The organism is Massilia eurypsychrophila (assembly GCF_002760655.1).
In the GTDB taxonomy this organism is placed as follows: domain Bacteria; phylum Pseudomonadota; class Gammaproteobacteria; order Burkholderiales; family Burkholderiaceae_D; genus JAFCUW01.
In genome coordinates, this window is sequence record NZ_PDOC01000001.1 from 524102 (window position 1) to 547480 (window position 23379).

Here is a 23379-nt window from a genome sequence, read left to right on the forward strand (position 1 = left end):
TCCCCGGAGGATGAGCTTGCTAACCGTCAATAGGCGCTCGGCAACGCTCGATAAAATGAATCTTAATCCAGCGAAACAGTCTGGCCCCGTGGGAGATACGCCATGTTCGAAACCGAAACGATGACTGCGCTGGTGGCCCCGTGCGGAGCCGCAGGCGTCGCGCCGGGCCCCGGCGAGATCGTCGCCCGCCTGCCGCCGCAACCGAAGACCGTCAGCGACACCGGCCTCGAGCTGAGCTTGCTGGTCGAACTGGCCGCCAAGACGATGTATGCGGTCGGCAAGATGCACTTGCCGGTGCTGATGGGCAAGATGCGCCTGTCGTTCAGCGTGCTGCGCGAAGTGCTCGGCTTCATGGTCGCCGAACAGATCGTCGAGGTGGCCTTGCGCGGCGACTCCGACCTCGACGTGCATTACCAGCTGACCGCCACCGGCAAGCTGCGCGCGGCCGAATACCTGGCGCGCTGCCGCTATGTCGGCGCCGCCCCGGTGACCTTGCACGCCTACCGCGAGCTGGTGCTGCGCCAGTCGCAGCGGCAGGCGCGCGTGAACCGCGTCGGCGCCGCCGAACTGGCCGCCGCCTTCTGCGACGACGGCCTCGACGCGTCGGTGCGCGAACTGATCGGCGCGGCGCTGCAGTCGGGCCGCTCGCTGATGCTGCACGGCCCGTCCGGCAGCGGCAAGAGCACGCTGGCGCGCAAGCTCGGGCAGCTGCAGTGCGGCCTGGTGGCCACGCCGTACGCGATCCTGGTCGACCACGATATCGTGCAGTTTCACGACCCGCTGCTGCATCCGGCGCCGCTGCAGCTGCGCCAGGCCGAAGACCGGCGCAGCAGCGACAGCCGCTGGGCACTGTGCCAGCGGCCGGTAGTGCAGGTCGGCGCCGACCTGAGCGCCGAGATGCTCGACCTGCGCCACGACAAGGCCGGCGGCGTCTATCACGCGCCGCCGCACTTCCTGGCCAACAACGGCATGCTGGTAGTGGACGATCTGGGCCGCCAACGCATTGCCGCCGCTCAGCTGCTCAATCGCTGGAGCGGGCCGCTCGACAGCGGCACCGACCAGCTGACCATCGAAGGCGGCCACAAGATCAGCGTGCCGTTCGACGTCACGCTGGTGCTGGTGACGCACCGCGCCCCGCACGACCTGCTCGACGAATCGGCGATGCGGCGGGTCGGCTACAAGATTCATATCGGCGCCCTCAGTGAAGCGGGCTACCGCGGCCTGTTCCGGGGCCAGTGCCTGCTGAGCGGACTCGAGTGCGACGAAGGCGTGCTGGCGCACCTGATCGACGTGCTCCACGGCGGCGGCGGCCCGCCGCTGCTGGCGAGTTACCCGCGCGAACTGATCGAGCGCATCGCCGATTTCGCCAGCTTTGCCGGCGCCGCGCCGCGCCTGACGATCGGCGCGCTCGAGCAAGCCTGGACCAGCCTGTTGGCCGGGGAGGGCGGCGCCAGCGCCGCCCGCAGCAGCGCCCACCCGGTTCCCTATTTCGTCGCCGCCGGCGACCCACTGAGCGAGACAATCTGATGAAAAATAAGCGCGCACTGGCGATGATGGCGGTCGCGGTCCTGTTAGGGACCGTGGCTGTGGTGCTGGCCTCCTTCTGGCTGTTGCGCCAGTCGGCCGGCAATATGGGGCGCATCGTGGTGGCCACGGCCGATGCCAACCGCGGGCAGCGCCTGACGCCCGAAATGCTCGGCTTTGCCGAGTGGCCGAAGAAGGACATTCCGGCCGACGCCTTCACCGACCCGGCCCGGCTGCACGACCGCGTGCTGAAAGGCAATCTGCTGAAGAACGAGCCGATCAGCGAATCGAAGCTGGCGCCGGCCGGCACGCTGGGCGGTTTGTCGGCGTTGATCAGCGAGGGCAAGCGCGCCATCACGGTGCGGGTCAACGACGTCATCGGCGTGGCCGGCTTCGCACTGCCGGGCAACTACGTCGACGTCATCGTGCACACCGAACGCGAGCCCGGACAAAACACCATGCCCGGCGCCGCCCAGCACATCTCGAAGATCGTGCTTGAGCGCATCCTGGTGCTGGCGGTGGCGCAGGAAGTGAGCCGCGACGAAACCAAACCGAAGGTGGTCAACGCCGTCACGCTCGAGGTCTCGCCCGAGCAGGCCGAACACCTCGACCTGGCGCGCGGCGTCGGCACCTTGTCGCTGGCCTTGCGCAACCAGGTCGATCCATCGCTGCCGTCGACGATCGGCGCGACCAAGCGCACCTTGCTCAATGAACAGCAAGCGGCCGTGGCCAAGGTGCTGCCTGCGGTCGCCAGGCCAGCGCCGAAGCCGGCCGTTGTGCTGGCGGCACCGGTCAAGCGTCAATGCGTGAGTGTGCTCAACGGCTTGCAGTCGTCGCAAGAGTGCTTCTGATGTTTCACTTTCCACTTTGCGGGAGCAGCGAGATGAACCTACTCATCAAGAATGGCCAACCAGGGCGCGCCGCGCGTCTTGCCGTGTTCGGCGTGCTGGCCGTGGCCCAGGGGCTGGCCGGCGCCGCGCAGCCGAAGGCAAATCCGGCCGAGCGCGCCGACAGCGGCCCGCACTGCGTCGGCCAGGCCGCGCGGCCGGCCAGCATGACACTGCAGATGGGCAAATCTACGCTGATGCGCCTGCCAGAACAGGTGCGTCACCGCAGCGTCGGCAATCCGGCCGTGGCGCAGGCGATGCTCGTCGCGCCCGATACCTTGTACCTGGTCGGCGTCGACGTCGGCAGCACCAACATGATCATCCAGGGCCGCAGCGGCAGCTGCAGCATCGTCGACCTGGTGGTGACGATGGATACGGCGCCGTTGCGCGCGGCGCTGGCAGCGGCCATGCCGGACGAGCGCAACATCAGCGTGAGCACCGCCGGCGACACCATCGTGCTGAGCGGCGTAGTGGCCGACGCGCCGGCGGTGGCGCGGGCGATGGAACTGGCCGCCGCGTTCGTGCGCAGGCCGCTGCGCTCGCTGGCAAAGAATGTCGAGGGCAGCGGCGCCCAGGCGGCTCCCGAGGCACCCGGCGCCGGCAACGTTGCCGGCGTTCGCGTGGTCAACTTGCTGTCGGTGAGCGCGCCGCAGCAGGTGATGCTGGAAGTGAAGATCGCCGAAGTGTCGAAGAGCCTGCTCGAACGGCTCGACGTCGGCCTGACGTGGCGCTTCTCGTCGGGTAGCTGGGCGGCGACATTGTTGTCGAACTTCCTCGCCGGTAACGCCAACAGCGTGTCGCCGGCCAACGGTGTGCTCGACCTGCGCAAGTCGAACGGCAACCGCATCGGCGCCGATGCCGAGCGCAAGGACGGGCTGGTGCGCATGCTGGCCGAGCCGACCGTGATGGCGCTCAGCGGCCAGGAAGGCAGCTTTCTCGCCGGCGGTCGCATCTTCATCCCGGTCGCCCAGGACAACAACAAGGTCACGCTGGAAGAACGTGAATTCGGTGTCGGCCTGCGCTTCACCCCGACCGTACTGGCCGGCGGGCGCATCAACCTGAAGGTGGCGCCGGAAGTGTCCGAGGTCTCGCGCGAGGGCATCGGCATCACCGCCGGCGGCGGCCTGGCGGTGCTGCCGCTGATCACCACCCGGCGCGCCAGCACCACGGTGCAGCTGTACGACGGCCAGAGCTTCGCCATTGGCGGCCTGATCAAGAACAACACGGTCACCGGCATGAACGGCCCGCCCGGCATGTCGGAGGTGCCGATTCTCGGCGCGCTGTTCCGCAGCACTGATTACCAGCAGGACAAGACGGAAATGGTGTTTGTCGTGACGGCGCACCTGGTCAAGCCGTTGGCGCCGAACTATGCGCTGCCGACCGACGTGGTGACGCCGCCGACCCGCACCCAGCTGATGCTCGGTGGCCGCCTCGAGGGCGACGCGCCGGCGGCGATCCAGCGCCAGACGCCGGCGCCGGCAGTGCCGCCCCAGCCGCCAATGGCGCAAGGCGAGGCCTCGGCCGCCGCCGCACGCGGTTTCGAACTCAAATAAGGGAGTGACCATGGCAACGCGACATACCAAGGCAATCTTCAGCGCCGTGCTGGCGCTGGCGGCGACGCTGTCCGGCTGCGCCCACAACAGCTATCGCAGCGACAGCGGCAACGGCCTGTCCGGCGACGCGGTTCGCCTCACGCTCGCCGCGCAGGTCATCAATCCGGCGGCGGCGCTGAATCCGAATCCTGCAGCCGGGGTGGACGGCAACAACGCACGCGCCGCCATCCAGCGCTATGAAGCGCCGCCGGAGAAGAACAACGGCGCCGTGTCGACTATCCCCCTGATGACCAAATGAAACGGCGCGGCGCCGCACGATCGGGTATGGCTGCGCACCCGCTTCACTGACGCCGCGGCGTGTCGCCACCACCCCGATCGGCACGCCGGGCGACAGCGAGGTGTTGGCGCCTGCACCTGCACCTGGAATGGTACCGTCCATCGACAAGGATAGTTTATGAAAGCCTTACTTATCACCCGCGACGGCGACTTGCAGGCGGAACTCGCCGCGCAGGGGGCGGCGCGGGTACCGCCGCTGAGCCTTGGCGCGTGCCGCAGCAGCATCCAGGATGCGCTCGACCGGCCGCTGCCGGACCAGCCGGCGCTGGTGATTATCGACGCGAGCGAGCTCGACGATAACGATGCCGCCCACCTCGAGCGGCTGGCCAAGCATTACCCCGGCGCCAGCCTGATGCTGCTGACCCGGGCGCACCACCAGGAACTGCTGATTCGCGCCATGCGCGCCGGCGTGCGCGAAGTGCTGCAGCTGCCGCTGGTGCACCGCGCCTTGCACGAAGCGATCGACCGCGTCGCCGCCGCCGCCGGCGTGACCAACATGCGCGACGGCAAAATCCTCGCGTTTATCGCCTGCAAGGGCGGCAGCGGGGCGACCTTTCTGTCGACCAATTTTGGCTATGCGCTGGCCGCGCTGGCCGACAAGAAAGTGTTGCTGATCGACCTGCACGGCCAGTTCGGCGACGCCACGCTGTACGTGTCGGACCAGAAGGCGGCGATGACCTTGTCGGACGTGTGCCGCCACATCGCCCGCCTCGACGCCGCCTTCCTCGAGTCGTCGCTGGTGCACGTGTCGCCCGGCTTCGGCATTCTCGCCGCCGCCGACGACCCGAGCCAGGCCGTCGAACTCAAGCCCGAACACATGGACGCAATCTTGCGCGTGGCGCGCCAGCACTATGACTACATCGTGCTCGATGTCGGCCGCCAGATCGACGCCATTTCACTGCGCGCGCTCGACAACGCCGACGTCATCTACCCGATCTTGCAGCTGGGCCTGCCGGACATCCGCGATGGCCGCCGCCTGCTCGACATCTTCCGCTCGCTCGGCTACCCGATCGAGCATACCCGGCTGATTGTCAATCGCTACGAAAAGGGCGGCAAGCTGCGCCTGCAGGACTTGCAAAGCGCGCTCGGCGCCGAGGTGGTGCACACCATCCCGAACGACTACATTGCCGTTACCGATTCGGTCAACCAGGGCGTGCCGGTGCTGCGCCTGTCGCGCGCGGCGCCCGTCTCGCGCAGCCTGGCCGACCTGGTCGAACTGGTGACGGCGCGCCGCGTCGTGGAAAACAAGGGCCTGTTCGACCGCCTGTTCGGCCGCGCCGACGCCGACCAATAACCGAGGAGACCGTTGATGACTTTACGCGAGCGTTTGAATGGGTCCGACGACCTGCGCACGGCCGCTCCGGCCGCACCGGGGGCAGCCACCCAGGCCTACCAGGAACTGCGCAAGAATGTGCACCAGCTGATCCTCGACCGGATCGACCTGGAGCGCCTCAAGCGCCTCACCACCGAGCAGTTCAAGCACGAACTGGCGCTGCTGATCCAGCGCATCATCGAAGACGAGCGGATCGTCCTGAACCAGACCGAGCGGCACAACCTGGTGCTCGACATCCAGCACGAGATGCTCGGCTTCGGCCCGCTCGAACCGCTGTTGGCCGACCCATCGGTGTCCGACATCCTGGTCAACACCCATTCCAGCGTGTACGTCGAGCGGCACGGCAAGCTCGAGCTGACCGACACCAGCTTTCACGACGCCGCCCACCTGATGAAGATCATCGAGAAGATCGTCTCGCGGGTCGGGCGCCGGGTCGACGAGTCGAGCCCGATGGTCGATGCGCGCCTGCCCGACGGCTCGCGCGTCAACGCCATCATCCCGCCGCTGGCGGTGGACGGGCCGATCCTGTCGATCCGCCGCTTTTCGGCCTCGCCGCTGACGGTCGACAACCTGCTCGCCTACAAGAGCATGACGCCGCCGATGGTGCAGGTGCTGCAGGCGCTGGGCCACGCCAAGATCAACATCCTGATCTCCGGCGGCACCGGCAGCGGCAAGACGACCTTGCTGAACCTGCTGTCGGGCTTCATCCCGCCCAACGAGCGCATCATCACCATCGAGGACGCGGCCGAGCTGCAAATGCGCCAGCCGCACGTGGTCAGGCTCGAGACGCGCCCGCCGAACATCGAAGGCAGGGGCGAGGTGTCGCAGCGCGCACTGGTGCGCAACGCCTTGCGCATGCGCCCCGACCGCATCATTCTTGGCGAGGTGCGCGGCGCCGAGGCGCTCGACATGCTGCAGGCAATGAACACCGGTCACGAAGGCTCGCTGGCGACGATCCACTCGAACACCCCGCGCGACGCGCTGGCGCGGCTCGAGAACATGGTCGGCATGGCCGGCGTCAACCTGACCCCGCGCGCCACCCGCCAGCAGATTTGCTCGGCGGTGACGGTGGTGCTGCAGGTCACGCGGCTGACCGACGGCGCGCGCAAGCTCGTCAGCATGCAGGAGATCACCGGCATGGAGGGCGACATCATCGCCATGCAGGAGATCTTCCGCTTCGACCAGACCGGTGTGGCGGCCGACGGCAAGGTACTCGGCCATTTCATCGCCACCGGCGTGCGGCCGCGCTTCGCCGAGCGGGTGCGCCTGTTCGGCGCGCCGGTACCCGATTCGGCGTTCGATCCGAGCCGCATCTACGAATAGCGCCAGGAGACGACATGGATGCATTGTTCTACGGCTTTGCGGTACTGACGTTCGCCGCGGTCATCCTGATCATCGAGGGCGCCTACCTGTGGTGGACCGGCGCCCACGGCAGCGCGGCGCGGCGCATCTCGCGGCGCCTGCGCCTGATGTCGGGCGGCATGGAAGACAGCGGCGAGCGCGTATCGATTCTCAAGCAGCGCCGTTACGCCAGGTCGGAGTGGCTCGACCGTCGCCTGCACCGCCTGCGCGCCGCGCACACGATCGACCGCCTGCTGCTGCAGTCCGGGCTGAAGTGGTCGGTCGAGCGGTTCCTCGGCGCCACCGGCCTGGCGCTGGTGGTGGCGCTCGCGCTCGGCGTGCTGCAGCCGATGCCCGGCGCGGTGCAACTGCTGCTTACCTTGCTGCTGGTATCGATGCCGGTGATGTTCCTGCGCCGCGCCCGTACCGCGCGCCTGCGCCGCATCGAACGCCAGCTGCCCGAGGCCGCCGACTTCCTCGCCCGCGCGATGCGCGCCGGCCATTCCTTCAACAACGTGATGCAGATGGTCGGCAACGAATTGCCGGAGCCGCTCAGCGGCGAATTCCGTACCGCGCACCAGGAAATCAACTACGGCGTGCCGATGAACGAGGCGCTGCACAACCTGGCCGAACGGGTGCCGCTGACCGACCTGCGCTATCTGGTGATCGCCGTGGTGATCCAGCGCGAGTCGGGCGGCAACCTGGCGGAAATTCTCGGCAACATCAGCCACATCATTCGCGAGCGCCTGAAGCTCGCCGGCAAGGTGCGGGTACTGTCGGCCGAGGGCCGGCTGTCGGCCTGGATTCTTGCCTCGCTGCCGTTCGTCATGATGGGCGTGATGATGCTGGTCAACCGCGGCTATGTCAGCACGCTGTGGACCCACCCGCTTGGCATCCGCATGCTGTGGGTCGGCACCGTCATGATCATCCTGGGCGGTCTGTGGACCCGCCGTATCGTCCGCATCCGCGTCTGAGGAGCCTGGCACCATGACCACTTCGCACATCATCTTCCTGCTGATCCTGTTCGGCGTCGTCGTCGGTCTCGTCATGCTGGCGCTGGCCATTTTTTCGCCCAACTACATGCGCGAGCGCCTGGCCAGTTTCGACCAGCCGAGCGAACCGAGCGAGCCGAGCGCGCTAGAGAGCAATGGCTGGGTCGAGAAGGTGGTCAAGGCGGCGCAGCCGTTCAGCCGGCTGTCGTTGCCGGAAGAAGGCTGGGAGCAGTCGGCGCTGCGCACCCGCTTCATGAATGCCGGCTGGCGCACCTCGGGCGCGGCGACGCTGTACTTCGCCGCCAAGACCGTGCTGGCGCTGATCGTGCCGTCGATCGCCGCCGCCGTGATGGTGTGGGTGGCGCCGAAATGGGCGGCGCACCAGTTCATGCTGCCGCTGCCGCTGCTGCTGGCGGTGGCGTTGGGCTACTACCTGCCCAACGTGGTGCTGCGCCGTATCGCCGCGCGCCGCCAGCGCGAGATTTTCGAGACGATCCCGGACGCGCTCGACCTGCTGACCGTCTGCGTCGAGGCCGGCCTGAGCCTGGAGCGCGGACTGATCAAGGTCGCCGGCGAGATCCACATCAAGAGCATGGTGCTGGCGCAGGAACTGCAACTGGTGCTGATGGAAATGCGCGCCGGCTTCACCAAGGAAAAGGCGCTGCGCAACTTCGCGCTGCGCAGCGGCGTCGAGGATGTCGACACGCTCGTCGCCATGCTGATCCAGTCGGAGCGCTTCGGCACCAGCATGGGCCTGTCGCTGCGGGTGCATTCGGACACGCTGCGCTCGAAGCGCCAGCTGGTGGCCGAGGAAGCGGCGGCGAAGATCGCGCTCAAGCTGCTGTTCCCGCTGATCTTCTTCATTTTTCCGACATTGCTGATCGTTCTGGTCGGGCCGGCCGGCATCCAGGTTGCCGCCGCGCTGACCGCCATGAACGGCAACTGAACCCATCGAAGGAGCCACCATGCACCCCAGCTTGAAGCATCTTTCCGCAGCGTGCGCCGGCACGCTCCTGGTGGCGTGCGTTCAGGTCGCCCGACCCGATCAGCGACCAATCTGGCCGTCGGCGCAGCCGGCGTTCGCCCAGGCTGACCAGGCCTACCTGGCCGGACGCAACGCGCAACGCGCACCTGGCCCAGCGCCCGGACGACGCGCTGGCCGCCTACCGCCAGGCGCTGCTGGTGGACCCGGCCCACGTCAACGCTCAGAACGGCCTGGCGACGCTGTACGCCGAGCAGGGCCAGTATGCACGCGCCATTCCGCTGTGGCAGGCGCTGACCGCGGCGACGCCGGCCAACACCGCCACCGCCTATCTGTTCAGCAATCTCGGCTATGCGCACTTGCTCAATGGCGACCATGACGCCGCCGTTGTCGCGCTGGAAAAAGCGTGCCTGCTCGATCCGCTCAGCCACCGCGCCTGGCGCCATCTCGGCACTGCGCTGCAAAAGCTCGGCCAGCACGAGCGCGCCCAACAGATGCTGCAGCAAGCCGCCGCCCTTGAAACGCACGACTTCAAGGCCGACTACGCGGCGGCGCAGCGCAGCGGCGTGGCGGCGATCGACAGCGCGGTGGCCGTCGCACCACCGGCCGACAGCTTTCCGGTCAATGAGATACACCAGACCGAGAGCGGCATTTTCGAGCTGCGCCGCCGTGGCGCCGACGTCCAGCCGGCCGATGCCATCGCCGCCACGCCGCTCGCTGTCGCACCGGCCGACAGCGATCCGGCGCCAATCGCGGCCGCCCCGCGCGGCGTGCTGGCCACCGGTCGCCAGCCGGAGGCGCCGCCGGTGCGCGCGCCAGGCGGCACCACGCTGGAGATTCGCAACGGCAATGGCGTGACCGGCATGGCGCGCAAGCTGGCCAGGAAGCTGGGCGACATCGGCATGCGCGTGACGCGGCTGTCGAATCACAAGGGGTTCAATGTCGAGCAGACGCGCATCGAGTACCAGCCCGGTTCGCGCGCCGCTGCCGTGCGGCTGGCCGAGCGTTTCGAGCACGCCGCGCTGGTCGAAGTCGCGCCCGGCGTGGCGGTTGACGTGCGGGTCGTGCTTGGGCGCGATTTGATGCGCAGCAAGCTCGAAGCGCGCCGGCTGATCCGCGCCGCGCTGGCGCGCTCGGCGTCGCGCACGGCGTTCTGAGCGCGAGGCGGCCTATACGGTTGGCCGACATCAAGTCGGCCCGGCAGAGTCGCGCGACAATGGGGGCGAGTTAACCTGACCCAGGAGTCCCGCCATGCGTATCGCACACTTTCTGAAAGCCCTCTTCGCCAGCCTGCTGATCCTGTCGATGGTCGCCTGCGCGCCCACCGCCACGCGCGAAGGCACCGGCGAGTACATCGATGACACGGTGATCACCACCAAGGTCAAGGCGGCGCTCGCGGCCGATCCCACCGTCAAGGCCACCGAAGTCAATGTCGAGACGTTCAGGGGCACCGTCCAGTTAAGCGGCTTCGTCTCGTCGCAAGAGGCGGTCCGCAAGGCGCTCGAACTTACGCGCGCGGTTGCCGGCGTGCGCGGGGTGAAAAATAACATGGTCGTCAAATAACGACATAAAAAAAGCCGCCTCGTTTCCGGGGCGGCTGCTTGCCTTGTGCGGCGAATTTGTTCCCCGCGAACTTACTCCCAGCTAACGCTGCCCAGTCCGCTGGCGCTCGACTTGCGGCTGCTGGGCTTGCCATATACGGTAGCCGAGCCAAGGCCGTTGAGTACCAGGTCGGCGCTGCTCCTGGCGTATACCGTTGCGCTGCCGAGTCCGCTCATTTTGAGCTCGACCGTGTCGGCGCGCAGGTCGCGCGCTTCCAGGCTGCCGATGCCGCCAAGCTTTGCGCGCAGCAGCTTGCTCTGGCCGGCAACTTCGATGCGTCCTGCGCCGCGCAGGCTCAGCTCGACGCGCTCGCTGTCGGTGGTGCCGAGCGCCATGTTGCCAACGCCGCCCAGCGTGGCGTTGATGCTGCGGTAGCGGCTGGCCAGCGTGACGGTGCCGGCGCCGTCCAGCGACAGGCGGATCTGCTCGCCGGTGAAGCCGGTGATGCTGGCCGATCCGACGCCTTGCGACACCAGTTCGTTAAAGCCGGGTAAGGTCAGTTCCACGCGCAACTGGTCCTTGTTGTTCTTGCCGAAGTTAAAGTGGCGGTCGTTTTCTATATCGATATGCAAGGTGTCGCCGCGCTGGGTGGTGGTCACCTTCGGTACGTAGCGTTGGTCGCCGGTGATCACCAGCGAAGCGGCCGGTCCCTGCTTGACGCGCAGGTCGATGGTGCCGCCCAGTTTTACCTTTTGCACGCGGGCATCGATGACCCGCGTTTCGCTGCTGTGCTGGCCCAGCGCCGCGCCTGAAGTGACGGCCAGTGTCAGGGCGATGCAGACAGTACCGATCAGTGCTTTCATGATGATTCTCCGCGTGGTCGAGGGCGACGAATCAGTTGCCGAGCTGCGCTTTTTGCGCGGCAGTCAGGCGCTTGGCGGTGATCGTCACCACCGCCATTGGCGCGCTGGTGTCGACTTGCTGGATCAGCGGCGTCGCTGCGCGGTGGGCCGGCGCGGCGGCGTGGGCAAGCGTGGTCACCGAGGCCAATGCGAGGGCGGTGATGAAGATGACTTCCATGTTTTTTGCGATGTTCATGTTGGGCTCCTGGGTCGTTAAGTTCGTTGGGTTGAGTGAACTATAGCCAGGTGCCAGGCGCAGGCCCATCGGATTGCGACAGACTGCATTTAATGCGGTATGGAGTGCAGGAAACGGCCCGAACGCCGTATGGGGAAAGGTGCGCGCCGCGCACGGCGGGCCTGCCGCCGCGCGCGCTGTTGCGTGTTGCCGCTTAACGGTTCGGATTGTTCGGCCGTGCGTCATAGCGGTTCGGCACGCCGTCGCCGTCGCGGTCGCTGCGGCCATCGGCGCGCTCACCGCGCTGCCAGCCGCCGCGCTGCATGCGCCAGCCGCCGTCGCGTTGCTCCCACCGCGGCTGTTGATACACATAGCCTTTGCGCATGCGCTCCCAGTGACCGGCGGTCCAGACGTGACGCCGGCCGGTCCAGTTCCAGTATCCGGCGACCCATTCGTAGCCGCGGCGTGCGTGCGGTACGGCTTCATTGCGCGGCGGTGGTGGCGCGGTGCGCACGACGATGACACTGTCGCGCTGGGCCGCCTGTGCCGGGGCGAAAGCGGCGCTGCCGATCAGCAGCGCGGCTGCAGTACCGAGGATGGTGGCTTTCATGTTTTTCTCCTGATGAAGTGAGTGTGACTTCACTATAGAGAATTGGCGGCGCGCAAACGGAATTGATGCGTTCGCTTACACCAGATACATTAGGCCACACGCGGCGTGCCTGGCGCCGCCCCTGCCAAGCTAGCGCCTGCCGCGGTGCCCGTGTCCCCAGCCGCCGTGATGGCCGCCGCCGCGCCAGCCGCGATGGCCCAATCCATGGTGCCGATGATGGCCGTGATGGCCGCGAAAGCCATGGCCGTGATGGCCGCGAAAGCCATGGCCCCGGTGCGACCCGAACCACAAGTCGAGCGAGACGGGGGGGCCGACATACGCCGGCACGTCGCCATACGCCGGTTGCCCATACGGGTAGCGGTATCCGTACGGATCGTAGGCCGTGTAGCTGGCGGGATACGGTTCATAGACAGCGCAACCGCCCAGCGAAGCGGCCAGCGACAGCGAAAATAGCAGGCGTTTCGCGGCGCCTTTCAGGTCCAGGTTCATGTCTTCACACCAAGTTGATGCTGCATGGCCCTTGGATATGCCGCAACCGTTGCCGGTTCGCTCTCCTCACAGTCCGTTACAAAGTCCTATGCGTTCGGCGCGCCGAATATGCTCCTAGCATTTATTTACTTTTATTATTATCATGGCTTTTCCGGCATGCGACGCGAACTGCAGCAGTCAGGCCCGGCTGACGCGGTAACCGTCGCCCGCAGTCTCTTGTTGAGGGCCACGAAACACGATGCGACATGCGAACATACAAACCCTATAACGGCGCATCGGCAACGCTGCGCCCCCGCCGGCGCTCGGCAGCGCGGGCACCGGCCGATCGGCTGTCGTCCGACACGCTGCTCAACGTCGAGCAGATGCTGATCAACGAGGCGCTGGTGGACAAGGTGTTGCAGTACGAAAAGACCGAGGCTGCGCTGCGCGCCAGCGAAAAGAAACTCAACGAGCTGCTCGCGCACCAGGTCGCCTCGCGCGAAGAAGAGCGCAAGCGGATCGTGCGCGAGATCGACGGCAATCTCGGCCAGAACCTGATGGCGCTGCGCACCGACATTTCCGCTCTGCATGCGCGTACCGCCAGGGCGCACCCGCGCTTGCACGACTGGGTCGACAAGGCGCTCGACAGAATCGACGGCACCATCAGTTCGGTCGGCCAGATCGTCGCCCACATGCGGCCTTTTCAGATCGAACTGGGGGTGGTGGCCGCGGTAGAATGGGAACTCGACAGATTCGAGCGCACATCCGGCCTGCGCTGCAGGCTGTCGCGCGATGCGCACTTCGACGGCAAGGCGCTGTCCGACGAGCAGACGCTGGCGCTGTACCGGGCGCTGCAGGAATGCCTGAGCAATGTGTTCCGCCACGCGCTGGCCAGCCGGGTCGACGTCAGCTTCGCGCAGCTCGACAACGCGGTGACGATGAAGGTCAGCGACAACGGCGTCGGCTTCAATACTGGTCAGGCGCGCAAGTCGAGTTCGTACGGCCTGCTCGATGTCGAGGAGCGCATGACTGCCCTCGGCGGCCAGCTGAGCGTAATCAGTTCGCGCCCGCACGGCACCACCGTGACGCTGACGATCCCGCTCGTGCAGTTTTCATCCCGCAATCATTAATTTTTCATCATTGAAGTTCACGCTTTCAGCTAAAATCTCACCAAACGAACCAGCCCCGAGAAGACGAGAGCGATGTTAGTGCAGTGCAAGAGGGCGGCGCCCCGCTGTCGCCGAAAGGGCATTTATGGCTTTGAGAAGTGAGCTCCTGCGCACGCTGCTGGAGCAGGTCGACAACCGCGCTGACGGCACGGCGCAGCGCGACGCCATCGTCGTCTGGCTGGCGTTGCTGGGAAAATTTTCGCCGCTGATCGGGCCGGGCAGCGTGAACGTGCTGTTCATGCGCAGCGTCGAAGTCAACCGCGCCGCCTTTGCCTGGCTGCCGCCGATCGCGCTGGACGGCGCCGGCGGCGCGCATTTCAGCGCCTTCGAGACCGTCCTCAAGACCCAGCCATCCGAAGAGGTGATGCGCGCCACGCGCGCCTTGCTGGGCACATTCATTGACTCGCTGTTCACGTTGATCGGACCGGCACTCACCGCCAAGTTCGTCGGTTCGGCTGTCGGCGACAAACGCGACCAAAAAAAGTAGATAGGAGCATTTGATGAGCGACAAACTGAAGGTAAAGCTGTTAAAGACGGGCGTTCCCGGACTCGACGAGATTCTCGGCGCCGGCTTGCCGGAGCTGTCGTTCAATATCATTGGCGGCTCGCCCGGCAGTGGCAAGACGACCTTTGCCCAGCAGATCATGTTTTCCCTCGCCACCCCGACGTCGAAGGCATTGTTCTTCACGGCAATGGGTGAGCCGCCCGTCAAGATGCTGCGCTACCAGCAGCAGTTCGATTTCTTCGATTTCGACAAGGTTGACGGATCGATCGAGTTCATCAACCTGGCCGCAGAGGTCGAGCAGGGCAATTTCGACCTGGTGCTGGCGCAGATCCTCGATGCCGTGCGCATCCACGCGCCGGCGTATGTCTTCATCGACTCGTTCCGTTCGTTCATCCAGGGCGCCAAAGGCGAGCACCGCGAGATCCAGGCACTGCAGTCGTTCGTGCAGCAACTGGTGACGCAAATGACCGGCTGGCACGCGACCACCTTCCTGGTCGGCGAATATCTTGCCAACGAAGCGGACCAGAACCCGATTTTCACGGTGGCCGATGGCATCATCTGGCTCAATCAAGTAGTCCAGCGCAACGCCATGGTGCGCAAGGTGCAGGTCATCAAGATGCGCGGCCAGCGCCAGCGTCCCGGGATGCACACCTTTCGCATCAGCAACGTCGGCGTCGAAATATTCCCGCGCATGATCGCGGCCCAGGAAACGACCGGCGACGACGCGCCTGCTGCGGCCTCGGCCAGCCGCCTGTCGATGGGTGTGCCTGAGCTCGACGGCATGCTTGGCGGCGGCCTGCCGTCCGGCTATTCGATGCTGCTGGTGGGCCCTTCCGGCTCCGGCAAGTCGACGCTGGCGACCGAGTTCGTCGCCGAAGGTGTGCGGCAGGACGAAAGGTGCGTCATCGCGCTGTTCGAGAAGAGCCCGAGCCAGATGATGAACGGCAAGCTCGATCGCCTCGTTCGCTCCGGCAAGGTGGCGATGCTCAACGTGCGCACGCTGGACCTGTCGGTCGACGAGACCTTGCACGAGCTGGTGTTGCTGATCGATCAGACCCGTGCCACCCGCGTCGTACTCGATTCGCTGTCGGCGTTCGAGCTGGCACTGGCGCCAGAGTTCCGTGAGGATTTCCGTGAGTCGCTGTTCCGCATGACCACGGTGCTGACCGAAAAAGGCGTGACCCTGCTGATGACGGCCGAGCTGGAAGACCGCTTCACCGAGCTGCGCTTCAGCCCGAACGGCAGCGCCTTCCTGGTCGACGCCATCGTCATGCTGCGCTACATCGAAACCGAGGCCGAGATCCGCACGCTCATTTCGGTCATCAAGGTGCGCGGCAGCGCCCACAGCCGCGAGTTCCGGGTGTTCGAGATCGGCGACGATACGGTCAAGATCGGCGGCCGGCCGGCGCCTTACGCCGGCATCCTCGGCGGCAGCCCGGACACGACTACCGGCTGAGTACCAGGCGGCTGGTCCGCCCGGCCATCAGGAAGCCGATAGCTGCACCGAACTGCCGCCAAACACAGCGTGCTGCCGCAGCGATGGCGTGAACAAGCTGTAAAGCCCGTTCCGCGCCGTGCTGCGCCGCCTCATCGCTAGGCGACTTTCTCGCGGGGCCAGGATGGCCAGCGCCTGCTTGCGTGGGGTGAGCGACGCTAGATCTGCTGGCGAACTTGGGAGTAAACGAGCCCATCCCTCGCTGAGGCGGGTGTGACGGGATTGGCAAACAGCTTTTGGCCGGGGCTTAGTTATGGTCGCTATCCGACGATAGCCGGGATGCATATCTTCAGCGGGCGGATACCAAATCGCTACCGGAAACGGAGCGGGATTCTTGAGCGATGTCGTGCGGCCTAGAAACCTACACAGTGCCTACACGGCGTCCAGAAAGCAAAAAGCCCAACCTGAAAGGCTGGGCTAAGTGCTTGATTATATTGGTGCCGACTGCCGGTTTCGAACTGGCCACCTGATGATTACAAATCAACTTCAACACCCTGTAATCAACTGGAATTTTCAATAAAATCAATGGCTTAACATACCCTAGTATACCGCATTTTACCACCATTTACTGCAGCCACTGCAGCAGATTTGCAGCAAGGTGGACTATGTATGGTCACCCCGGTAGGGCTTGGTAACCGTGAAGAGGTCAGTCTGTCCAACCCCTGTGGCTGCGCAACAGTCGAGGGATGAACCGGCACAGCGGTAAAGAAAAGGAGCTGGTAGCCCGCAGCGCAGCACCTTGCAGCCGGCAGGCGGGACGGCAGCCTGAAGTCGCTCGCACTCGAACACCACACCCGCCCCAAGGATGCGCTTGTTCCAAGCAATCTTGCTGCGTCACGGCCATCAAATTTTGCATGCCTTATATCGCTCGCTCAGATTGACTGAGAAAGTAGGGTAGCGAATCGTTGGAGTGACTGTGTTTGGCGCGCTCGTCAGTTCCACGCCCGAGCACGGATTTTTGCTTAAATTCAAATAGTGTTGGGCAAGGTCATTATTTTCGATGTTTGAGATGTTCATGTAAGGTATGCCTAGGCGACCTAGTTCTCTCATCAATGTGTTCAAGAAGCCATACCGCTGGAACTCTGGGCGAAGTCGTATGTTTTCAATAGCAGGACAGCTACGAATGATAGTTGATATTTCGTCCATTGATGCTTTCTGTCTTCTCGTCAGCTTTTCGCTGATCAAAAGTTTGATGCCTTCTTGCTAACGGGAATTTTTCCATTTGTATGCTTTCGCCGGTAGAGGCACAATTTGGGAAATGTTAGCACGAACGTCTCCTGAAAGCCTGTCGTCGGCAGGCGGCTAACAGAATGTTTTCTGCCGCCGTTTTCTTTACTTCGCTGCACGTCCGCCCGCAGCTTGTATGTTGTACAGAGTAGAACGTGAAACACTGAACTGCTTCGCAATTTCAGTAATCGACATTTCTCTGTCTTTCATCATTGCCAGTACGGCTCGTTGCTGCACCGGGCTGAGAACGCATCGTCGGCCGCCTACGCGGCCACGAGCCCGAGCGGCCGCCAAGCCGGCTAGGGTTCGTTCTCTCAGCAGTTCGCGCTCGAACTGCGCTAATGCCGCAAACATGTGAAAAACCAGTTTCCCCGCTGGCCCGCTGGTGTCGATGGCTTCCTTCAGTGATTTGAACTTAACCTCACGGGCGTCGAGGTCGTTGATGATGTTGACCAGGTCTTGCAAGTTCCGCCCCAGGCGGTCAAGCCGCCAAACGACCATTGTGTCGCCCGCGCGAAGGGCTCTCAGGCAATGACTAAGTGCGGGCCTGTCGATGGACTTCCCGCTTGCTGTGTTTTCGTAGATGCTAATTGTTCCGGCGTCGTTTAGTGCGTCACGCTGAAGGTCGAGCGTCTGCTCATTTGTGCTAACCCGTGCGTATCCAAAAACTGCCATTGCATACCCCTTTGTTAGACGCTGATTGATGGAGCGGATGATGAACATCCAAAGGGGTATAGCGCGATGTGAAAGTGATGAATTTACAAACGTCCACAAAACCATCCATTTTTGCGCGCGAGCATATGGCCACCCCCCAAAGTTTGGCCATTGTGCCAGCGCTGGTGTTGGTCGCCACGGCCTTCGAGGACCTGGTGCCGCGCGCCGCGTCCTGAACCAGCACCTCAACTCATTACCTCGCGCCATCTTGACCGGCTTTTTTACGCCCTGGATGGCGCAAAAGAGGACGGGGCGCCGACAGGGCGCGCAGAAGCAAAGTCAATCACGGAAAGGCAAGCGCCGCAGCCCCCGACAGATTTCTGCCAAACCTCTGTTCGAGAACCAAAGGACCTAAAATCAATTTACGGACAATGGGTGTGCTTCCCACGGGGCAAGGCTGACTACGTCGCCTTTCTGGATATCCCGGTTCTGGCTATTCCAGGTTAGGCTATTCCGGGTACGGTATTTCCAAAGAGCGTCAGCCAGCAGGGAGGGGAAGGGGGGGCGGCCCTGCCTCGTTGTCCGTAAATTGATTTTCGAATTGTTGCCGTGTTCGCCCTCGCCTGCCCGACAATTGCTGCGAAAAGCCTGGTGTGAGCGACCGCAGCGGTAGCCCCATCGCAGTTGCTGGAAGCTCACCAGGTCGGAAGGCGCAGCTCGGATAATTTATATTGCGATGTGGAAATATAGTGCTTTGTTGATAAACGGAAACGACGTACAATTTCGTTGGTATTCTGTCACCCACCTGGAGCTACTCTTGACTCAACCCTTACCGTCGCCATCGCTTTGCTGGCAGCCTTGGCCTCCCCCGCGTTTGCAGGGCAGTTTGCCTGCAACGCACTCTCGACCAAAAAGATTGATTGCGTCGAGGAAATACGGAGCATCGTGACCGACCGCTTTACGACCCGTTACCCGGCTTCGAAATATAAGCTCGTCGTTGTGTCCGGCGTCGCGCATTACCCTAACGGTGCCTTTTCCGGTTCCGCTTCAGTGTGGCTCAGCGCCCCCGGGCAGGATTCGCCCGAAGTCGCTAGCTGGGCGATGCACCATTTTTCGAGCTCCAAGCCAGGCGAGGACGCACTCGAGTCCGAAAAAGAGGCAATCCAAGGTGCGACGCGTGAAGTCATGATTAAGCTCGGGATGGCTGCGCCGGCAACGGCCAAGGCCAAGGCCAAGGCCAAGGCCTATGACCCGGGTCTCACCTTCCGTCAATGCCGTAACGTCCCGGTGGAGGAAATGGAAACTGTGGTGAAAAACGTTTGCGATGCTGGTACCTACGGACCGACCAACTGCCGCGATGAGGCGTCAGGGGTGCTTCGAACCGTGAACAAACGGGTTTGCGATTGAGGTTCGCGGTCGCCACAGAGGTAGCGTAGCAGCACAAAGGCCAGCTCAGCTGGCCTTATTCTTTTGGCCTGCGGGTTCCGAGCGTCATCGCCGTGTTGCTCGCTAGCGCTATACTACGGCATGACCAAAATCGCAAGAGCGAGCCGCGCCGCCGATGAGTGGCTGAAGCGACTCGACATCCCGGTCGACGAGCTGCTGGCGTACAAGGCCCGGCTGCTCGCGGAACCGAAGCTTTCAGCGCCACCGCCGCCTGCTCGAGGTATTTAGGTCTGAGCGACGCTCAACGTGCGTGTGCACACAATCAGAATGGCTGTGGTCACACGTGCAACAGCATCATCTGCTCTTGGACGTCGGCCGGCGCGTTTGTGCCCGCGACGACCTGGCGCCACTGATGGCTGGCGTACGGCCCAGCGCTGTAGCCGAACAAGTCGTTTTCACTGATGGCCGCCGATGACCAAGGCCCGATGCGTTGCAGTCCCCGCGCCATCTGTAGGAGCCAGTGCGTCAGCGCCTGGTTGCCCCGATGCGGGCATTGAGCGACGCCGTGGCCGCTTCATCGGACGTGGGTGCTCGACAGGATATGGACCCGTAGAAGCCGCCACCGCGGTCGCGCTCATTGAACAGCTCAATGCTGCATTGCTCGGTTGGGTGCGCTGCATGGAATGCCCGCATCTCGACCACCATCTCGCGGAAGGCGGCCAGCTCAGCCGATGGCATGGCCCCTAACAGTTGCAGCAGCTTGGCCAGGTTCACGACTAGGACGGTGTAGCTCACGCCCGCCGGCGCCGGCGCCGGCGCCAGCTCCAGGTCGATTTCATTGATGAACTTCTTGATCGGGGCAAGCCGCAGCGTCACCGCTGCGTTGTACCTGAACAGCCCCGCAAGAAACTGTCGGGCCTGTTCCTTTCACTGTCGGGCTTTTTTACGAGTAGGGTGACTCGCCGCCAAGCAGAGCGAGCTCTCGGCAGTTACTGCGGGGTAAGCTGGAATAGTCATTTCGACAACGTGGTAATAGTTGGATAAATCTTTCCTGATAATAGCCATTATCAGGAAACATGCTGCGATACCATTTACTGGACCTGTTGCATGCGGCCCAGCTCTCGCATTCATAAGGTTTGGACTTTGGTTGAAGCCGGCGCGGCGGTAGACTAGGAGTCGAACTGTGCAGTGAAAAGGTCCTGATAGGGCAGTTTCTGTTGGGCGCAAAACACGCAGCTGCGGCGACTGGCGGCAACCAATACGAGAAACGTGTCCTAGTAGGACACTTTCTGTTGGGGTCAGAGAGCGGTCACAACTGGTGGCGGTAACCGAGTTAGGAAAAGTGCCCTATATGGACACTTTCTGCCGTGTCAGAGAGCGCGGCCAAGGGCTTGTAGGGCAAACGGCAGGTAAGAGTGTTCTCGTAGGACACTTCTATTTAGACCGAGAGCAGTCACCACTATGGTAACCGACAGGAAAAATGTCCTAGTAGGACACTTTCTGTTGAGGCCGGAGGACGGTTAGTTTTGGTGGGGGAACCTGGCAGGGGAAAGCGTCCTAGTAGGACACTTTCTATCGAGGGCCAACGGGCAGCCAGGACTCGCGGAGGCAAGGTGCAGGGAAAGTGTCCTACTAGGACACTTTCTGCGCTGCCAGGGAGCTGCCGTGGCTATTGACGGGTAACCGCATTGGTGCCCGGTGAGTGGCACCGTCTGCGAGGTACCCGGTCAGGCTGGCGGCATCTGTTCAAGTGCGCCCGCTGCGGCAAGCAGGCCGCCCAGAATTTTGTCGGCAACCTTTTCCGAAAATCCCACAGGAAGCTCGCCGCGGACTTTGTCTACAATTGCGGGCGTGCGGGCAATGAAATCGAGCAGGAGCGGTTCGGCGTCTGCGCCGTAGCCGACCGCTTTCGCAGTGCTATTAAAGTGTCGCCGCTGTATGCTATGTGCGAGGTAGTGGCGGTTGCTTCCGAGTAGCGCCATTGCCATCTTGAGCTTGTGTTCGGCCCACTGATTGGGTCCAGGGCCGATGACTGGATAGCCGGACATCACATCATAGATGGGCGTCAGCTTGAATCGACCGGCCCCCGCGAGTAGTTGGATACTGAAATTTTTGGCGTGGCCATCGGGTGCGCGCAGCATCCAAAACAGAATTTGCGAGGCCATGAGCGTGTGCATGTCGGCAGCGCTTTGCTGCGATTGTTGCAGCAAGGTAAACATCTGTTTTAACCCCGGCCCGCCGTCATTTTCGTATTTCAAGAGCGGAGATGTTCCCGTTGCCTGGCAAAAATCCTCCTGAACAAGCCGGAACAGCTTCTTCCCGTTGGTCGACCGCAGGCGGTCAAAGCGCTCGACGACGAGCACCCGTTGCGCGCCGAACGTCGCAATCTCGGCATTTGCCGTGGGCAGCCCGTACTCCTTGAACAGCCGCAGGCATAGCCACTCGTTATCGACCGACGTGGTGAAGTCGGCTCTTTTTCCGCCTACCATCCCGATTGGGAGCTTGAAGATGTGCGTTGTCGGCGTGGCGCCGCGCGGCTTCATCCATTTGCCATCCCACCACAGAAAGGCGTCCTTTTCTTGCGCGCCGGCGAGAGAAATCCGGAAGTCGTCGTCGGGGTCCTCTGGCGCACCGTGCCGCTCCAAGTTCACAACTTCGAGCAGATGCCGCTCGATGGCATCCTCATCGACGGCAACGCCGTCGACCTCGGTCAGTCCCTCCGGTTTAGTGCCTTCTGGCAGGAGCTGCAAGGCGCCGACACAGTCACGGCCAACGGCCGCGAGAAGGTCGAAAGGGTCGAGCGAACCTGTCTTAAACCGGGTCGCAACACGTTTGCGAATGATGTCACTATCCGGCAGCAAGCCCTCGAAGTAGTTCGAGACACTAGCTCCTTTAAGCGGCTCGTTGTGGATATTGAAGGGCAAAGACAGCGAGATTGGGCGGCCGAGCTTGGAGTGACGCCATGTAGCGTCGTATGCCAGTTCGGAATCCCCATTGGCGTTGACCGTCCAGCGGCCGACGTAGTCGCCATTGGCCCAGAGGTGGAGTGTTTGGCTGTGTGAGCGGCGACCCATGATTACCACTCCACCGAGCTGCTTGCAGTCGACGTATCGCGCTCGCCCAGCTGTAGCTCCAGCTCGAGGGCTGAACACCAGCTCAGGAGTTGCTTTACGCTGATTTCGTCGGCATGACTCTCAAGATAGGAGATGCGATTCTGGCTCAAGCCGACACGTGTCGCTACAGCTGCCTGGGTGAGCTTGTGCCGCTTGCGGGTTGATATGAGCAGCTGACCGAGTTGGGCCGCTGTGAGCAGAAGATGAGATGTGGGCGAGAGGGACATGTGCGTTATCCGTTATTCAGATAGATTGATTTTATCTGAAATTCGGCTAAAGTCAATACAGCTGGATAACGGATATGTCAGATATAGCTGGGAAGCAGATAAAGTAGTTTTATCCGCATATCGGATAAATGGAGTGCGAGCGTCGAGCAGGCGAAAGGGGCGTGCGTGCCTGCGCTCGTGTGTATTGCTCCAAAGTTGAGTGTGGGAGCAGTGGTATAGCGTTGCCGTGGGGGGATGATTGCAGCATTATTAATGCAGCAAATACTCCAGAAACGACAAAGGGCTACAGGCGAATTCGCTGTAACCCTTTGATTTTATTGGTGCCGACTGCCGGTTTCGAACTGGCCACCTGATGATTACAAATCAACTGCTCTACCAAATGAGCTAAGTCGGCATGGGTGCGAATTATACCGCTATTTGATGACTGTCAGCGTCGGCCGCCCGCCTTTTTTGGGTGGCTCGTTGTTATCGTCGGGAATCAGCGACAGCTCAGGGGCGCTCTTTTCAGCGGCCGCGCTCGGCACCGCCGACAAGGCCGGCGCGGCAGCCGCTGGCACCTCGACGGCGGGCGCCGCGGTGCTCTCGGCAGAGGTGCTGCTGACCTCGAACGCCATCCCCTGGCCGTTCTCGTTGGCATAGATCGCCAGCACATTTTGCACCGGCACGTAGATCTCGCGTGAGACGCCGCCGAAGCGCGCGTTAAAGCGCACCGCGTCGTTGTCCATCTTCAGGCCGGAGGTCGCGCCGAAGCTGATGTTGAGGACGATTTCGCCCTTCTTCACGTACTCCATCGGTACCGTCGTGGCGGCATCGACCTTGACGGCGAGGTAGGGCGTGAAGCCGCTGTCGGTGCACCACTCGTAGATGGCGCGCAGCATGTAGGGTTTGGTTGAGATGTCAGGCATGTTCTGGGAAAAGAATGTTGCGGGTGATACTTCGGTAGTGCGGGCAGGAATGC

Annotated in this window: 24 protein-coding genes and 2 tRNA genes; 15 read left to right on the forward strand and 11 right to left on the reverse strand. The window is 63.3% G+C overall.

Annotated elements, in window-relative coordinates:
• The first annotated feature begins 102 nt into the window (after positions 1-102).
• The 10 genes from CR105_RS02405 to CR105_RS02450 all read left to right on the forward strand — a co-directional run bounded on the left by CR105_RS02405 (position 103) and on the right by CR105_RS02450 (position 10511).
• Positions 103-1527, forward strand: a complete 1425-nt coding sequence (locus CR105_RS02405; RefSeq protein WP_180288064.1) for a DUF8689 domain-containing protein — start codon at positions 103-105, stop codon at positions 1525-1527.
• Positions 1527-2375 carry a Flp pilus assembly protein CpaB gene (cpaB, locus tag CR105_RS02410; RefSeq protein ID WP_099786816.1) on the forward strand — a complete coding sequence of 283 codons (849 nt, stop codon included), beginning with the start codon at positions 1527-1529 and terminating at the stop codon, positions 2373-2375. Before CR105_RS02405 ends, cpaB begins: the two co-directional genes overlap by 1 nt.
• Positions 2376-2407: 32 nt before the next feature.
• Entirely contained in the window at positions 2408-3964 is a 1557-nt protein-coding gene (locus CR105_RS02415) for a type II and III secretion system protein family protein (RefSeq protein WP_099786817.1), read from the forward strand.
• 10 nt (positions 3965-3974) lie between these two features.
• Positions 3975-4262 (forward strand): hypothetical protein, encoded by a 288-nt coding sequence (locus CR105_RS02420; protein ID WP_099786818.1) that lies wholly within the window; start codon positions 3975-3977, stop codon positions 4260-4262.
• 156 nt (positions 4263-4418) lie between these two features.
• Positions 4419-5594: a CpaE/TadZ family protein gene (locus tag CR105_RS02425; protein ID WP_099786819.1), complete on the forward strand. Its 1176-nt coding sequence runs from the start codon at positions 4419-4421 to the stop codon at positions 5592-5594.
• Positions 5595-5609: 15 nt separating this feature from the next.
• Positions 5610-6956, forward strand: a complete 1347-nt coding sequence (locus CR105_RS02430; protein WP_099786820.1) for a TadA family conjugal transfer-associated ATPase — start codon at positions 5610-5612, stop codon at positions 6954-6956.
• A gap of 14 nt (positions 6957-6970) precedes the next feature.
• A complete protein-coding gene (locus CR105_RS02435; RefSeq protein ID WP_099786821.1) occupies positions 6971-7948 on the forward strand; it encodes a type II secretion system F family protein in 978 nt (325 codons plus the stop codon).
• Positions 7949-7961: 13 nt separating this feature from the next.
• Positions 7962-8912, forward strand: coding sequence for a type II secretion system F family protein (locus CR105_RS02440; protein WP_099786822.1), 951 nt, complete (start codon positions 7962-7964; stop codon positions 8910-8912).
• A gap of 185 nt (positions 8913-9097) precedes the next feature.
• On the forward strand, positions 9098-10105 hold the full coding sequence (locus tag CR105_RS02445; protein WP_267873876.1) for a LytR C-terminal domain-containing protein: 1008 nt from the start codon (positions 9098-9100) through the stop codon (positions 10103-10105).
• A 94-nt stretch (positions 10106-10199) separates the two neighbouring features.
• A complete protein-coding gene (locus CR105_RS02450; protein ID WP_099786824.1) occupies positions 10200-10511 on the forward strand; it encodes a BON domain-containing protein in 312 nt (103 codons plus the stop codon).
• A gap of 71 nt (positions 10512-10582) precedes the next feature.
• Here the strand turns inward: CR105_RS02450 and CR105_RS02455 are convergent, their stop codons facing one another.
• The 4 genes from CR105_RS02455 to CR105_RS02470 form a co-directional block, all read right to left on the reverse strand.
• Positions 10583-11353, reverse strand: a complete 771-nt coding sequence (locus CR105_RS02455) for a GIN domain-containing protein (RefSeq protein ID WP_099786825.1) — start codon at positions 11351-11353, stop codon at positions 10583-10585.
• Between the two features lie 31 nt (positions 11354-11384).
• A complete protein-coding gene (locus CR105_RS02460; protein ID WP_099786826.1) occupies positions 11385-11588 on the reverse strand; it encodes a hypothetical protein in 204 nt (67 codons plus the stop codon).
• A gap of 193 nt (positions 11589-11781) precedes the next feature.
• Entirely contained in the window at positions 11782-12177 is a 396-nt protein-coding gene (locus tag CR105_RS02465) for a YXWGXW repeat-containing protein (protein ID WP_099786827.1), read from the reverse strand.
• Positions 12178-12306: 129 nt separating this feature from the next.
• Positions 12307-12666: a hypothetical protein gene (locus CR105_RS02470; RefSeq protein WP_180288065.1), complete on the reverse strand. Its 360-nt coding sequence runs from the start codon at positions 12664-12666 to the stop codon at positions 12307-12309.
• A 245-nt stretch (positions 12667-12911) separates the two neighbouring features.
• On the opposite strand from CR105_RS02470, the gene CR105_RS02475 reads away from it, so the two are divergent.
• From CR105_RS02475 to CR105_RS02485, 3 genes are all read left to right on the forward strand, one after another.
• Positions 12912-13775, forward strand: a complete 864-nt coding sequence (locus CR105_RS02475) for a sensor histidine kinase (RefSeq protein ID WP_099786828.1) — start codon at positions 12912-12914, stop codon at positions 13773-13775.
• 124 nt (positions 13776-13899) lie between these two features.
• A complete protein-coding gene (locus CR105_RS02480; protein ID WP_131021635.1) occupies positions 13900-14301 on the forward strand; it encodes a hypothetical protein in 402 nt (133 codons plus the stop codon).
• 13 nt (positions 14302-14314) lie between these two features.
• Positions 14315-15775: a DUF7125 family protein gene (locus CR105_RS02485; RefSeq protein WP_099786830.1), complete on the forward strand. Its 1461-nt coding sequence runs from the start codon at positions 14315-14317 to the stop codon at positions 15773-15775.
• Between the two features lie 474 nt (positions 15776-16249).
• On the opposite strand, the gene CR105_RS28170 is transcribed toward CR105_RS02485, so the two are convergent.
• Both CR105_RS28170 and CR105_RS02490 read right to left on the reverse strand, forming a co-directional pair.
• Positions 16250-16344 (reverse strand) — tRNA-OTHER (locus CR105_RS28170).
• A gap of 802 nt (positions 16345-17146) precedes the next feature.
• The gene (locus tag CR105_RS02490; protein ID WP_099786921.1) at positions 17147-17716 is read right to left on the reverse strand and encodes a recombinase family protein; all 570 of its coding nucleotides are present in this window, start codon (positions 17714-17716) and stop codon (positions 17147-17149) included.
• 924 nt (positions 17717-18640) lie between these two features.
• Here CR105_RS02490 and CR105_RS02495 point away from each other — a divergent pair.
• Positions 18641-19102 (forward strand): hypothetical protein, encoded by a 462-nt coding sequence (locus tag CR105_RS02495; RefSeq protein WP_131021636.1) that lies wholly within the window; start codon positions 18641-18643, stop codon positions 19100-19102.
• Positions 19103-19222: 120 nt separating this feature from the next.
• Positions 19223-19369 carry a hypothetical protein gene (locus CR105_RS28175; RefSeq protein WP_180288042.1) on the forward strand — a complete coding sequence of 49 codons (147 nt, stop codon included), beginning with the start codon at positions 19223-19225 and terminating at the stop codon, positions 19367-19369.
• A 237-nt stretch (positions 19370-19606) separates the two neighbouring features.
• Here CR105_RS28175 and CR105_RS02500 read toward each other — a convergent pair whose 3' ends face one another.
• From CR105_RS02500 to CR105_RS02520, 5 genes are all read right to left on the reverse strand, one after another.
• Positions 19607-19957, reverse strand: a complete 351-nt coding sequence (locus CR105_RS02500) for a hypothetical protein (protein WP_099786832.1) — start codon at positions 19955-19957, stop codon at positions 19607-19609.
• A gap of 851 nt (positions 19958-20808) precedes the next feature.
• Positions 20809-22155 carry a type II toxin-antitoxin system HipA family toxin gene (locus CR105_RS02505; RefSeq protein ID WP_099786833.1) on the reverse strand — a complete coding sequence of 449 codons (1347 nt, stop codon included), beginning with the start codon at positions 22153-22155 and terminating at the stop codon, positions 20809-20811.
• A 2-nt stretch (positions 22156-22157) separates the two neighbouring features.
• Entirely contained in the window at positions 22158-22421 is a 264-nt protein-coding gene (locus tag CR105_RS02510; protein WP_099786834.1) for a helix-turn-helix domain-containing protein, read from the reverse strand.
• Positions 22422-22739: 318 nt separating this feature from the next.
• Positions 22740-22815, reverse strand: a tRNA-Thr gene (locus CR105_RS02515).
• Between the two features lie 19 nt (positions 22816-22834).
• Positions 22835-23326 (reverse strand): ClpXP protease specificity-enhancing factor, encoded by a 492-nt coding sequence (locus CR105_RS02520; RefSeq protein ID WP_099786835.1) that lies wholly within the window; start codon positions 23324-23326, stop codon positions 22835-22837.
• Between the last annotated feature and the right edge of the window lie 53 nt (positions 23327-23379).